This is a genomic window from Fulvivirga sp. M361, assembly GCF_007097395.1.
Lineage (GTDB): Bacteria > Bacteroidota > Bacteroidia > Cytophagales > Cyclobacteriaceae > Fulvivirga.
The window spans coordinates 94,477-107,717 of sequence record NZ_VKDC01000005.1 but is presented as its reverse complement, the minus strand read 5'-3'; the positions used below and the strand labels follow the sequence as shown (position 1 = coordinate 107,717).

Sequence of the window (13,241 nt, the reverse complement as noted above, 5' to 3'; positions counted from 1 at the left end):
TGAAGAAGAACTTGGCATAGAAGCCGACAGTCTCCTGATCGTCTGGCATAAATCGATTTGGTTTGCGTCCCGCGATAGTGAGATTGCTTCTTCCTCCTTCGTCGTCATCGCAAAGGCGTTTGGAAATAAAAAAATACCTCTGACGTCACTGCCTTTAAATAGCAACTGTTACGCTACACATGGCACATTTTACTCTTGAAAAACATGTGCAGTTGCTTAGGAACATCCTATAGATAAAACAAATCTTATAAAAAAAGTACATAACCAATATGAAATAATTTTATCCTTGAATTATTTTTTTGTTCGGCATTTAAATGTATTCTGATGACCGGTTCTCAATCCTGGAGGTGTAAAAGGAAAACGGATGTCATATAGGACATAAACCATTCATTGGTAATGTTTTTTTTAATCATAGAATGGATGATTGTAATCACCTGTAAAACAGACTAATTATGTCATTTAGTGCGAAAAAAGCAGTTTTTTTCTTTAAAAGGAAGGGGATTGTTGGTTACATTTTGTAACAAATTTTCATTAAAGTTGTAACTGCTTTACGCATAAAAATGGCTTTCAGTTTAGCATCGACCGATGGATCTTGTTGACGGAGGTAGCAAAGAAAAAGTATGATTTCTGGAAGCTTTTTGCTTAAATGAAGCGATGAGATTTGCTCTATCTATATTGAAAAACAAGGTTTTTATTACTTTGTAAGAATCTATAGATAAGATTTGGCAAAACTTCAATGCCGTAAGAGCGGCGGAAAAAATCACCCATGAAAATGATGGTTTTTCTGACAGGTTCATGTCCTTAATTTGAGCAACCTGGTTTTTTAAACCATTACCTTATCCTCAATGATGATACGATTTGTCATTAGCATACTCATTCTTAGCCCGACACTTAGTTATGCTCAAAACTTTGTGCTTAAGGAAGAGTTGTTGAAAACAAAAATGTACCTGGAGGACCATCAGGTTTTTACTTTTGAAGATACCACAGGACTCCTTTCTTTTGATAAGGTCAGCCAACCGGCTTTTGAGGGTAGTTTTATACCCGGAAAACGGGAGAGCATACACGACGGTGTTTCTACCCTCTGGATGAAGTTTTCCATCACCAATACCACTGAAACGCCTCGCAAGCTGCTTCTCTTTCTCAATGATTGGGATGTTTCTGTCTGGACCGATGTGAGCGGTAGCCGCACATTTTTAGGTAGATATGGGATTCTGGCGAAGAATACCGGTACTGAGATTTATATCGGTGAAGATTGGAACAGTTGTGTGCTGAGTGAAGTGCCTGCACAGGACACGGTCACTTACTTTGTCAAAACTCCTGGTTTCCTTCGTAATGATTCTTTTTTCATAGCCATCCAGGACCAGGGGACCATTACGAAACAGGCACAAAGAGACCTCTGGGCCATTGGTACTTTTAGCGGGTGTTTTATTTTTATTTTCGTAGCTACCTTTTTTCTGTTCATCAAATCATTGAAATGGAGAAGCGTATTTTATGCTATCAATGGGATTTGTTGCTTCTTTTTCTTTACGGGGTATTATGGGATTGAATTTTTTTTGCCCATAGAATGGCCCATTTCCTATACCTTTTTTCTGCCTTTATCCTCCTTAAGCTATTTTTTATTTGTGTACCATTTCCTGGAGTTACGCCGGCTTAAACTTCAGGGTACACTTTTTTATAGTTATATAGTTTTATTGTCCGGCGCTATTCTTTTGCTGCTATATTTCTATCTCACGGGAAGTGAAAACTACTATCACTTTTTAGGACAGGTCAACAGAGCAAATATCCTGTTTACCATCTTTTCCCTTATTGCCATAGTGTGTGTACGTGGGAGGCGGAAGTATTTCATTTTTGGAGGAGTGTTTTTCCTGTTTTTGGGTGGTATGATCTTTTGGTACCTAAGAATAGTAGACCCGGAGCATTTATCCTTTATCTACCCAATGGCAGGGTATATGTTAGAAATGATGACCTTCCTTTTGGGTAACTTTTATATCCTTAGTATGGAGCGTACACGGTCCATGCGGCTGTTGCATGAAAAGGAAAAAGAACTGGTCAGGAATAATGAGCAATTGGTCCGGTTTGCATCCGTCATTAAAGAAAAGAACAAGCTGATTGAAGGTTTTAAAGAGCGGCTTAACCATCTTACAAAAAAAGATCAAAAAGAAACAGTGGTGTCTGATACATCGTATCACTGTGTTCTTGATCACTTGATGCAGTCTACTATTCTCACCTCTGACGAATGGATAGAATTTAAGATACTTTTCACACAAGTGTATCCTGGTTTTTTAGGGGGTGTCAGAAGTAAGTATCCGGGTCTGACCGAGACGGAGGAACGATTTTTAGCCCTTACTAAATTAAACCTTACCAATAAGGAAGTGGCTTCTATGCTGGGAATTTCTACGGACAGCGTTTACAAATCCAGGTATAGACTTTCCAAAAAGCTAAATGTGCCTTCTGATGAGATAGATGGTATTGTTTCCAAACTGTGAGTCAATTGTCCAGAGAATTGTCCAGATTTTTTGGTGAAGCCCTGAGGTATTGAACCTTAGCTTTGAGTATTTGATATATAACTATTTTTTTATTTACGAAGTCGCATTGGTTGGTATCGTTGGGAGCCTGTTTTAGAAAGTATGTTTCCTTACAGGATGTGTTAAGGTTGGAGAATCTAAAAAGAAAGCGGGGGCTAATACCTATTAATGTTGGACCGGATAAAAAGCAGGCTATGAAAAAATTATTAACAGTGGGATATATGTTCGCAATCCTAATCTCTTCTTACGTGGAGGCCCAGGACATGGGTAGGGTGGACAGCCTTCGCGGGGAATTGAATAAAGTAACTGACCTGCGTAAGAAAGTGATGTTATACGCCTACCTGGCCAGGGAATTTACCTCACACAATGTAGACAGTACTTACCATTACTCCGGACCGGGGATACGACTGGCGAAACAAATAGGTTATGACAGCGCTTTGGTAGGCCTTTATTTGCATAGATATGTTACCAGTAGACGGTTAGGTGATATGGACGAAGCGATCCAAAATCTGAAATTGGCCGACCAGACGGCACATGATCATGATGTTATCACCCTATATGGTACCATCTACGGCGCTTACGCCCTGATAGCAGAACTTCAGGACGATCTGGCCAACCAACTTGAATATACGCTGAAGGAAGTTGATGCATACGAAACGTATGGCAATGATAGTCTTTTCATTGCAGCAGGATACCATAATTTAGGAGCAGTTTACACCCGGTATGGGAAGTATAAGGAAGGTTTTGAAATGCAAAACAAGGCGCTGAACATATGTAATGCCATCAAAGACGGCCGCATGTCAGGGTATTTACATAACAGTATTGGCGACTACTATAGCCACATAAAGGAAGATTCTTTGAGTATCATGCATTACAGAAATGCGGTGAAATTCCATAAAAAGGATAGATCCTTTGGTTGGGCAGGGCCTGCGTTTGCAAAGTTGGGACAAAAATTTGAGGAGATCGATGCATTGGACAGTGCCATCATATATCTGAAAAGAGCTTTACCTCTTTTGGAAAAACCCAATTGGAAAGAACACATAGCTATGACTCACAGACATTTGAGCAAGACCTATCTGAAACTGTCAAAGCTCGACTCTGCGATCTACCATATTCAAATTGCGAAGGGAATTGTGGACGAGAATAATTACTTAGAAGCTAAAAAAGCCGTATATGGAGTTTTAGTTGAAATAAGTGAAAAGCAAGGCGACTTTAAACCTGCTTATGAATACAATAAAATTTTAACACAAGTAAAAGATAGTATCATTTCAAGGGAAAAAACACTGCAGTTCGAGTTTGCTAAAATGGCCTATGAATCAGATAAAAAAGAACGCCAGATAGCTTCGTTAGAACTTGAGAGGAAGGCGGAAAAGATCAAGCGAAATACATATGCCACAGGGCTCATACTGACCTTGATACTAGGCTCATTAATTGTTTATCTCTTACGCTGCCGGATTCGTAAAAACAAACAGCTAAGTAAAAAAGAACAACAGATAGCCAGTAAAAAACTTCGTGCTGTGCAAAAAGAACTGGACAATTATACCCTTCAATTGATTGAACGGGCCACCCGCATTGAACAGCTGAATACGGAATTGGACAGAGCGAAAGAAGCAATACCGGCGGGAGCAGGATATCCGGGCTGTGATGGTGCACTGCATCGCCTTATGCAGGCTACTATTTTGACAAATGATGAATGGGTCCACTATAAAAAACTATTTAACAAGGTGCATCCTGGTTTTTTTATTTCCTTGAGACGGGCATATGAGGATCTAACCGAAACGGAAGAACGACTGCTGGCGCTGACCAAACTTAATCTTCAGACCAAAGAAATCGCAGCCATGCTTGGTATCTCTGCAGAAAGTGTCAACAAGTCGCGCTACCGGCTCAGAAAAAAGCTCAATATAAACACGCAGCAACTTGAGGAATTGATTGCCGGTTTTTGATGAATGAGTGTAACGTAATTGCCAATTTACCAGTGAAAAGATATGGCTAATGTTAAATCGACTTACCCGTACCGCTCTGGTATTTTATAGCCAGCGTATACTTTAGTCTTCACGCTGATTTTTCAATGCGTAAGGATCCGGTTAATTTTTAGCTGGGCAATCGATTGAATCAGTTATTTACTCAAAATAATCTATCTTTCTTATCCACACTTTAACCCCCATAATTATGAGATCATATTTACCTACACTATTACTATTTGGAATACTCATGTTACTCCTGTCGGTCAGTTGTGAAGATGATAATGGTTCCGAGGATGAACCGGAGCCCGAGGTTGTTGATCCCCCTACAAAAGAAGAACCGGAAGAGCCTGATCCAAAGTCTTTTGAAAACTGCTCTGATAGAAGTAATAATATTGCCGTTGAGGTAGATGGTATCGTCATTGTAGAGGCTGAAAATGTGGTTCTGACGGATGATCATTGGAAGCTGAATACCTCGCTTCCCGAGTATTCCGGTGAAGGATATATTGTATGGGAGGGGCCTGCTCAGTTTTGGAAGGGTATAGAAAACATAGGTAAAACCGGTAAACTTACTTACAAGGTCAAAATTTCAACTACCGGAACTTACCAGTTTGTGTGGCGATCATACATCGCGAAAAAAGACCCTGAAAAACCGGGTACCGAGCATAACGACAGTTGGCTTCGTATTGCCGGAGCGGATGATTTTTTCGCGAAAAAATCAGATGGAAGTGTCGTGTATCCTAAAGGAACGGGAAAAACGCCTAACCCGGCCGGAGAAAATGGAAATGGGTTCTTCAAGGTATATATGAATATCATTGACAAATGGACCTGGGTAGCCGGTACATTTGACAATAATTTCCATACCATTTTTGCTACATTCGACGAGGCAGGTATTTATGAAATAGAAATAGCACCGCGATCCGATTTTCATGCTATAGACAGGTTTGCTTTATTCCATAGCTCGGCAAGTGGAGAGGTGGCTCAAAATGTTGACACTCAAATTAGTCATATTGATTGTGAGGAATAGATAATGGAAGTTTACTTCGAACAAAGGCCCTCACACGGGACCTTTGTTTTTAACGTTTTGACTGATTCTGACAATTACATGTATTCAAAAGTAGGTTTGCAGTAAGTAACTTAGGTGCGCCTTCTTTGTTGATGTCAATATCACTTCTTTGATAGTTTTATACTGTATCGGATTTCTTTATTACTGATATCCTCTTTCATAGGAAGTCATGGATTGTGCTGTAATTCATTCATGACTAATTACTTGTGATATTTTTTCCTCACTTTGAGTGAAGAATTACCCATTCTTCGTCATGAATTACTATTTATCGCTGTTCAGAGTGGCTGGCACAGTTTTGTTGACTTATCAGACTACACAAAAAGAATACCTATGAAAAACTCAAAACTTATAAAAATCAGTTTGGTTATTTTAGCTTGTTTTAGCCTGCTAACAGTGCAAGGACAGAATAAAAAAAATAGATCGGGAATAAGAGTCGGGCTTAATGCAAGTAATTTATTTGTTGATAAAGTAAAAGATGAAAACGCCAGACTGGGCTTCCATATCGGTGTATTTAAACAGATGGGATTAGGATCTGTGGTTTTTCAACCTGAATTAAACTACACTACAAAAGGGACCCGAGCTGAATATTTTGGAATATTCTATGAAGGAGAGGGTGATTTTAATCTGAACTACCTAGAGATGCCGCTATTGGCTGTCTTTAAATTAAACGGTGTTGATATTCATTTAGGGCCGTATTTTGGTTATTTGGTGAGAGCTAACCTGGAAACGGATGATAATTTCTTTAATACGGAAACAGATCTTGACAGAGATAATTTCCAATCGTTCGACTACGGTATTTCCGGTGGGTTAGCGGTTAATTTTACAGCTATTTCAGTAGGTGTAAGATACAATTACGGACTACAAGAAGTAGCGGACAGTGTCCTTGGAGATTCGCTTTTAGGTAATGCTCGAAATGCCACAGGTCAGATATACATGGCATTTAATATGAATTAACACAAGAAAGGCGTGCCTTAAAGTATATCGGATGTACTATTAGTGCGGTTTTAGGCCACTTAAGCAGGGGGAATACCTGCTTTCCGCCTTTTTTCAGAAAACACCTGCGTAGTGTATATATTTGATCATTGTAGATAGTGATAATATCTACTGGAGTGTAGAATTTATTCCACATATCGTCTTGTGAAGTACCAGGACATGGATTACACCCGGATCATTCATTAAGATACTATTCCAAACCCAAATAACTTCAATATAAAGTATTTCGGAACATTTTGGTACTCATCATGATAACCGACAACACTTCTGTGCCAAAATAACCCGAAATACATGGTCTTATGGCATATTGAACTTTTATAACGAGTCTAAGCATGATCCGGGCTAAATTAGTAACCTGAGATTTTTGTGCGGCAAGGCATAAGATTTGTTTAAATCAGAAAATAGTTCACCAAAACAAACAGATCATATGGCCTTATTAGGATCCTTAGTCAAAACAAGTATAGAACTCAATCAAAAGCTCAGCTTTGGGGGTGATACACCTTCCAACCTCCAAAAAAAACAGCTTAAGAAGCTTTTGGAAAAAGCGCAGAATACCGCTTTTGGAAAATACTATGATTTCACCTCTTTACTGGACGAACAAGACCTGGTAAAATCATTCAAAGAACGGGTACCCATTTTTGATTATGACGATTTAAATGAACGATGGTGGAGTCAGCAACAACAATTCCCGGATATCACCTGGCCTGGTAAGCCTGACTTTTTTGCCTTGAGTAGCGGTACTACAGGTAAATCCAGTAAGCGAATTCCTATCACGGCGGATTTCTTACAAAGTATGAGAGCAGTAGGGACTTCTTTGATAAAGGCCCTTCCCAATTTCAACTTCCCGGAAGAGCTTTTTGAAAGTGAAATCTTGATGCTAAGCAGTAGCGCCAATTTGAGTAAACATGAAAATGGCCACCAGGAAGGAGAAATAAGCGGAATTAACGTAAGTAACTTTCCCGGGTGGTACGACCTTTTTTACCGTCCGGGTGTGGAGATAGCGGCGATAAGCGATTGGGATGAAAGAGTAAGGCGTATTGTTAAAGAAGCGCCGGAATGGAACATTGGTGCCATAGCGGGTATACCTTCGTGGGTATTACTTTTGCTGAAAGAGATCATTGCCTCGCACGGTTTAAAAAATATTCATGACCTATGGCCTAACCTTACGGTGTATGCCAGTGGGGGCGTGGCCTTTGATACTTATCGTAAAGATTTTGAAGCTATCTCGGGAAAGCCACTCACTATAATGGATACTTACCTGGCTTCAGAAGGTTTTTTTGCATACACAGCGCGACCGGGTGCAATGGACATGGAACTTGCGCTTGATCACGGGTATTTTTACGAGTTCATACCCTTTGACCATCGTGGGGTGGATGAACAGGGAGGATTATTGGAGCATCCTGAGTCTCATAACTTAGACCAGGTGATTGAGGGCCAGGAATATGTTTTAATTGTGAGCTCCTGTGCCGGTGCCTGGAGATATATGATTGGTGACACGATTAAATTTACCAGCCTGGATCCCGTTGAGATCAGGATAACCGGAAGAACAAAGTTCTTTTTAAATACGGTTGGGTCCCAACTGTCTGAGGAAAAAATGGATAAAGCCATAGTAGACACGTCAGATCAATTGGGTATAAAGGTGAATGAATATATTGTGGCCGCGTTGAAAGAAGAGCATAATGAAACGTATTATCACCAATGGGTGATAGTGTCCGATGATAATATAGATACTACCCTGTTTGTAAATACACTGGATGATACACTACAGGAATCAAATAAAAACTATCGGGTTGCCCGGAATAAGGCATTAAAAGATGTAAAGCTAAAAGTCATTAGCAAGTCGACCTATCACAGTTTTCTGGAAAAAAAGAAAAAGAAAGGCGGTCAGGTGAAAACACCCAAGGTTATGAGTGCCAACGCGATGAGCCAATTACTGGAAGTCACATGATCGGGAGTATCTGAAATTCATTGAAAGAAGAGTGTGTAAACAGCTTGAATAGGGTATTTGCTGATCTATGAGGCCGTCACCGGTTTTATTCAAACAGACTGTTCTGTTGGCCATTTTAATTTTAGAAAAAGGCAAATGATCATAAGCCGGTGGTTGGTCTGGCGATCATTTTTTCTTCTGCGCATACCAATACTTCGTCGATGGACATATAGTATTTTGAGATTTTATCTTTGTAGCGCTGATCCATTAGATCATTCTCAAATATGTATTTTTTGGCAGCTACAATCTCCTGGTCGAAGCCGTGATCAATGGCAATATAGTCTGCCTTATACTCGGCCTTTCTTTTAAATTTACCAGAGGTAAGGTAACGGATCCCATAGATGATCATTTGCCAGGTACTTAAAGGTGCGTAATCCACTAAATGTCCTAACTCATGCGCAAACCATCCGATGAGCACATTTCTTGGCATATCCTCCACCAATAATGTATCACTATCTCTGACATGGAGGGCTAATTTGACCTTGTAGCTTTTTATCCCCTTCAGACTATTCCAATTTAATACAGGTTGGGCCTGCATGGTAGATGATTTTATCCGTAGTTGCTTCAGATTGATCTTATGATCATGTAACGTGTCATACCGCTGAACAACCTCTAAAAATGCTGATTTGATCTTTTCACTCGTGATGTTTTCAAAATGTACGTTCATAAGCGGGTAACTTTGTGCATTTAAGTACCTTGCCTGTATCATAACAGAGACTATTAATGACATGTAAAGCATTGATTTTATCATTGCAGGCAGGACCATACTGTATGTAATAACACATTAAAGGCCATATTGTCTAAACCTTTATCCGTAAGACACGAAAACTATGCCATCCTGGCAATGAAAAGGATCAAACTATAAATCCCTGATTTCGTGCATGTACGGTGGCTTCATCACTGTGGTATATGAGTTTTATGTCGATGTCGGTATGTGTCTCGATGATCTTTTTTAAACGAGTCATTTTTTTACCTTTGTTTACCGACCGGATGTAAATGGCTGAGACCTGATTTGGAAACTTTTTTGCAATGGCCAGGTAGATGTCTGCATCTAATTCAGCTGCATCACCTATTAGCAGGAAAGGTAAACTGGGATACATATTCAGTATTTCGCTAATTATGAGATATTTATTTTTTTTAACCAGTGATTTCCGGCGCATGGTTTGTATCCCAATATCACGAAGTAGCAACACTCCCGGAGGAAATTGGTAGGTCTTCAGGAAGTCCAGTAAATAGTCATGCAAATTCCAGGGACTATTGGAAAGATAGAAGAAAGGAGCTTTGCCATTTCCGGACGGGCCTTTATGCAATTGTTGATAAAAAGAGTTAGCTCCCTCTAAAGGCAGGCGTTTACGGCTATCCTTAAAAATAGAATTGATCAACAAACGCCATTTTAAAAAAGAACTTACCCCTGTTTGTATTACGGTGTCATCCATATCACTAATGACTCCGAAAGGGGCCATAGAGAAGGGTTTTAATACATTTGTGCTAACCTGATAGATGATGTCATCCCCACTTTTTATTGTATAAGTAACCACGATCTGATGTTCGGAGTTCGTCTTGAAATCCATTCCATGCTCACCTCTGTAATTGAGATAGCCTTCATGGTCGGAACGTAATTCTATGGCTTTGCCAGGCCAGCTTACCCATACCGGTACGTTCTTTTTTTCGTCTGACTCCAGGCGCTTGAAAAAATTCAGTGCATTCTTCCACAATGACGTTGTGCCGGCTTCATAGATACCTTTATCTGCCAAAACACGCGCATAAATATGTAAATCTTTGTCATTGGCATATCCTCCATAAGCGGAAATAATGATCGGGTTCAGTTTACGAAATAGGAGCTTGAGACAATTCAGATAAGACATTCTTTCTATTACTGTAAATAGCTGGTGATAATTTCTGTGCTCATTTAATGAAGGTATAATGATAGTGAATAAAAAAAATAGGTAATGGAATGTTCAATAACTACTTTTAATGGAATGGATCTTATACCTGACAGTCATGAAACCGAATACATGATTATTTTAGGTGAGTAAGTCAGAATATTACATTCAGGATTAACCGATTTGTGGAATTTTTTCCTCAATAACGGAAGGGTTATATGGAAGAAGGCTCATCTAAACGAGTTGATTTTAGAGGTATCAGTCTTACCGGATAAGTTTTGATGTTTAAAAATGAATAAGGCATAGTTTTTAACCATTGATTGAAGAGTATAAGCGTGAGAAAGCCGGACCTCATATGATCTTTAACCGATCTGTGTTTATGGACATCGCCATTTTACCGTTTTGAAAAGAAAAAATGATAGTTATAGGGAGAAAAGATAGGATAGATCTGCCGGAGTTTGACCTGTTTGACATTCCGGCAAAAGTAGATACCGGAGCTTACGGTTCAGCTTTGCACTGTCACTACATAGAGATAGTAGAGCGTGGAGATGAGGAAGTTTTAGTATTTAAAGTGCTTGATCCTTCTCATCCTGAATATGAAGATAAAACATTCTATATTGAAAACTTTAATGATAAACAGGTTAAAAGCTCAAGCGGAGAAATTGAACATCGTTACACTATACGGACGGTAGCCATAGTTTTTGGGGAAGAAATAACCATTGAGTTTTCGCTTACAAACAGAGGAAGTATGAAATACCCGATTTTACTGGGTAGAAAATTTCTGTCAAAACAGTTTTTGGTGGATGTCAAACTGAAGGATTTATCCTTCCAACTAAAAAAGCAAAAAACATGAAAATCGCGGTATTATCAAGAAATACAGGGCTCTATTCTACCAGGCGTCTTATTGAAGCTATAGAGCAAAGGGGGCATGAAGGTGTTGTTATCGACCATATGAAATGTGATATTATAATGGATGATAAAGGACCATCCATATTTTATGAAGGTGAACCACTCGACGATGTTGATGCTGTAATTCCCAGAATTGGTGCGTCGGTTACTTTTTATGGCACTGCCGTGGTCAGGCAGTTTGAAATGAAAGACGTCTTTAGTGCGGTAGACTCAATAGCCATAACCCGGTCGAGAGATAAATTGAGAAGTTTGCAGATCCTGTCAAGGTCAGGGCTGAATATGCCTAAAACTGCCTTCACTAATTTCAGTAAAGAGGAAAATAAAGTGCTTAAACATATTGGTGAGGCCCCTGTAGTGATTAAACTTTTGGAAGGGACGCAAGGCCTTGGGGTAGTTTTGGCAGAAACCAATAAAGCGGCAACATCTGTGGTAGAGGCATTTGAAAGTCTTAAAACCCGGGTTATTCTTCAGGAATTTATTGAAGAAGCAGGAGGAGCTGATGTGAGGGCTTTTATTGTGAACGGAGAAGTAGTCGGTGCGATGAAGAGACAAGGTAAAGAAGGTGAATTCCGGTCTAATCTGCACAGAGGCGGGCATGCCAAACTGATCAAACTGAGCCGGCAGGAAAAGACCACGGCATTAGGCGCTGCGAAGGCCATGGGGCTTGCCATAGCCGGTGTGGATATGCTGCAATCCAAAAGAGGACCTATGGTGCTGGAAGTCAATTCATCGCCAGGACTCGAGGGCATTGAAAAAGCTACGGGAATAGACATAGCAGAGAAAATAATAGAATATATCGAACAATCGCTTTCAAAGAAAAGGAGACCTAAAAGTAAAGTGCAAGCATAAGTTGCCGGAGAAATGATTGTCAATACTATAGAAGTACAACCTGGACAAACAAAACGGGTGGAAGTAAATATTGCTAAGCTGCCATCTCATACGGCCATTGACATTTCCATTACCATTTCCGTAGCGGAGAAACCAGGGCCGGTACTATTGCTCATGGGTGGGCTACATGGAGACGAAATTAATGGCATAGAGATCGTCCGCAGAATAATAGAACAAAAGTTACACGTGCCCGAAATTGGAACCACCATTTGTATCCCAATCATCAACATCTACGGATTTATACATTTTTCCAGGTATGTACCCGATGGAAAAGATGTAAATCGTTCATTTCCGGGGAATAAGAATGGCTCACTGGCTTCGCGCGTTGCTCATTATTTAATGCATGACATTATCCCTAAAATTGATTATGGTATTGATTTTCATACCGGTGGGGCAGATCGTACCAATTATCCTCAGCTAAGAAGTATGTTGAATGACGCTAAGAACAAAGAGCTGGCACAGGCATTCCATGCTCCATTTTCACTTCATTCTAATTATCGCCCAAAATCACTGAGGCAGGCAGCAGCTAAACTGGGGAAGAAAATCTTGGTTTATGAAGGCGGGGAGTCATCCAGGTTTGATGAACACGCTATTCAGGAGGGGATCAATGGTACGGTCCGATTGATGAGGTACCTTGGAATGACTTCTTCTCATAAAGAGGAGACTCCGGGACACCAAAATCAGCTTATTGCCAATTCTTCCTGGGTAAGGGCAAAGATATCTGGGTTGTTCCAGACGGCTGTGTCCAGCGGTCAAAAAGTGGCTAAAAATCAATTGGTTGGTCACATTACTGATCCGTTTGGAGATTTTAAAGTGCAGGTTAAATCTCCGGCTTCGGGATTTGTTATTGGCCTGAATAACAATCCTATTATTCATCAGGGAGATGCCATCATGCATATTGGTGTAGTAAAGTGATCAAGAGAATCGGAAAGAGTGTGTAGGGCAAATTACCAGACATTCAATTCTAATGATAAAAACATTTTTGTTTGAATACCTTACGACAGATAGGCCAGGTCTGATTGCATAACC

General features: G+C 39.9%; 10 protein-coding genes. 8 read left to right on the top strand and 2 right to left on the bottom strand.

Annotated features, from left to right (window positions below):
• Positions 1–845 precede the first annotated feature (845 nt).
• From FNH22_RS05730 to FNH22_RS05710, 5 genes are all read left to right on the top strand, one after another.
• On the top strand, positions 846–2,486 hold the full coding sequence (locus FNH22_RS05730; RefSeq protein WP_143397386.1) for a 7TM-DISM domain-containing protein: 1,641 nt from the start codon (positions 846–848) through the stop codon (positions 2,484–2,486).
• A gap of 233 nt (positions 2,487–2,719) precedes the next feature.
• The gene (locus FNH22_RS05725; protein ID WP_143397385.1) at positions 2,720–4,468 is read left to right on the top strand and encodes a helix-turn-helix transcriptional regulator; all 1,749 of its coding nucleotides are present in this window, start codon (positions 2,720–2,722) and stop codon (positions 4,466–4,468) included.
• A 226-nt stretch (positions 4,469–4,694) separates the two neighbouring features.
• The gene (locus FNH22_RS05720; protein ID WP_143397384.1) at positions 4,695–5,513 is read left to right on the top strand and encodes a hypothetical protein; all 819 of its coding nucleotides are present in this window, start codon (positions 4,695–4,697) and stop codon (positions 5,511–5,513) included.
• 369 nt (positions 5,514–5,882) lie between these two features.
• The gene (locus FNH22_RS05715) at positions 5,883–6,506 is read left to right on the top strand and encodes a porin family protein (RefSeq protein ID WP_143397383.1); all 624 of its coding nucleotides are present in this window, start codon (positions 5,883–5,885) and stop codon (positions 6,504–6,506) included.
• 466 nt (positions 6,507–6,972) lie between these two features.
• Positions 6,973–8,493 (top strand): GH3 auxin-responsive promoter family protein, encoded by a 1,521-nt coding sequence (locus FNH22_RS05710; RefSeq protein WP_143397382.1) that lies wholly within the window; start codon positions 6,973–6,975, stop codon positions 8,491–8,493.
• 139 nt (positions 8,494–8,632) lie between these two features.
• Here FNH22_RS05710 and FNH22_RS05705 read toward each other — a convergent pair whose 3' ends face one another.
• Positions 8,633–9,262: a hypothetical protein gene (locus tag FNH22_RS05705; protein ID WP_255517995.1), complete on the bottom strand. Its 630-nt coding sequence runs from the start codon at positions 9,260–9,262 to the stop codon at positions 8,633–8,635.
• 124 nt (positions 9,263–9,386) lie between these two features.
• Positions 9,387–10,397 carry an App1 family protein gene (locus tag FNH22_RS05700; protein ID WP_143397381.1) on the bottom strand — a complete coding sequence of 337 codons (1,011 nt, stop codon included), beginning with the start codon at positions 10,395–10,397 and terminating at the stop codon, positions 9,387–9,389.
• A gap of 433 nt (positions 10,398–10,830) precedes the next feature.
• Between FNH22_RS05700 and FNH22_RS05695 the strand changes: the two genes are divergently transcribed.
• The 3 genes from FNH22_RS05695 to FNH22_RS05685 are packed head-to-tail and all read left to right on the top strand — an operon-like array spanning position 10,831 to position 13,127.
• Positions 10,831–11,268 (top strand): RimK/LysX family protein, encoded by a 438-nt coding sequence (locus FNH22_RS05695; protein ID WP_143397380.1) that lies wholly within the window; start codon positions 10,831–10,833, stop codon positions 11,266–11,268.
• Positions 11,265–12,173, top strand: a complete 909-nt coding sequence (gene rimK / locus FNH22_RS05690; protein ID WP_143397379.1) for a 30S ribosomal protein S6--L-glutamate ligase — start codon at positions 11,265–11,267, stop codon at positions 12,171–12,173. Before FNH22_RS05695 ends, rimK begins: the two co-directional genes overlap by 4 nt.
• Before the next feature lie 12 nt (positions 12,174–12,185).
• Positions 12,186–13,127, top strand: a complete 942-nt coding sequence (locus tag FNH22_RS05685; RefSeq protein ID WP_143397378.1) for a succinylglutamate desuccinylase/aspartoacylase family protein — start codon at positions 12,186–12,188, stop codon at positions 13,125–13,127.
• Positions 13,128–13,241: the final 114 nt, after the last annotated feature.

Coding starts and splice junctions, on each gene's coding strand:
- FNH22_RS05725 (WP_143397385.1), top strand. CDS start 2,720: ATGAAAAAATTATTAACAGTGGGATATATGTTCGCAATCCTAATCTCT.
- rimK (WP_143397379.1), top strand. CDS start 11,265: ATGAAAATCGCGGTATTATCAAGAAATACAGGGCTCTATTCTACCAGG.
- FNH22_RS05705 (WP_255517995.1), bottom strand. CDS start 9,262: ATGTCATTAATAGTCTCTGTTATGATACAGGCAAGGTACTTAAATGCA.
- FNH22_RS05710 (WP_143397382.1), top strand. CDS start 6,973: ATGGCCTTATTAGGATCCTTAGTCAAAACAAGTATAGAACTCAATCAA.
- FNH22_RS05700 (WP_143397381.1), bottom strand. CDS start 10,397: ATGTCTTATCTGAATTGTCTCAAGCTCCTATTTCGTAAACTGAACCCG.
- FNH22_RS05695 (WP_143397380.1), top strand. CDS start 10,831: ATGATAGTTATAGGGAGAAAAGATAGGATAGATCTGCCGGAGTTTGAC.
- FNH22_RS05720 (WP_143397384.1), top strand. CDS start 4,695: ATGAGATCATATTTACCTACACTATTACTATTTGGAATACTCATGTTA.
- FNH22_RS05715 (WP_143397383.1), top strand. CDS start 5,883: ATGAAAAACTCAAAACTTATAAAAATCAGTTTGGTTATTTTAGCTTGT.
- FNH22_RS05730 (WP_143397386.1), top strand. CDS start 846: ATGATGATACGATTTGTCATTAGCATACTCATTCTTAGCCCGACACTT.
- FNH22_RS05685 (WP_143397378.1), top strand. CDS start 12,186: ATGATTGTCAATACTATAGAAGTACAACCTGGACAAACAAAACGGGTG.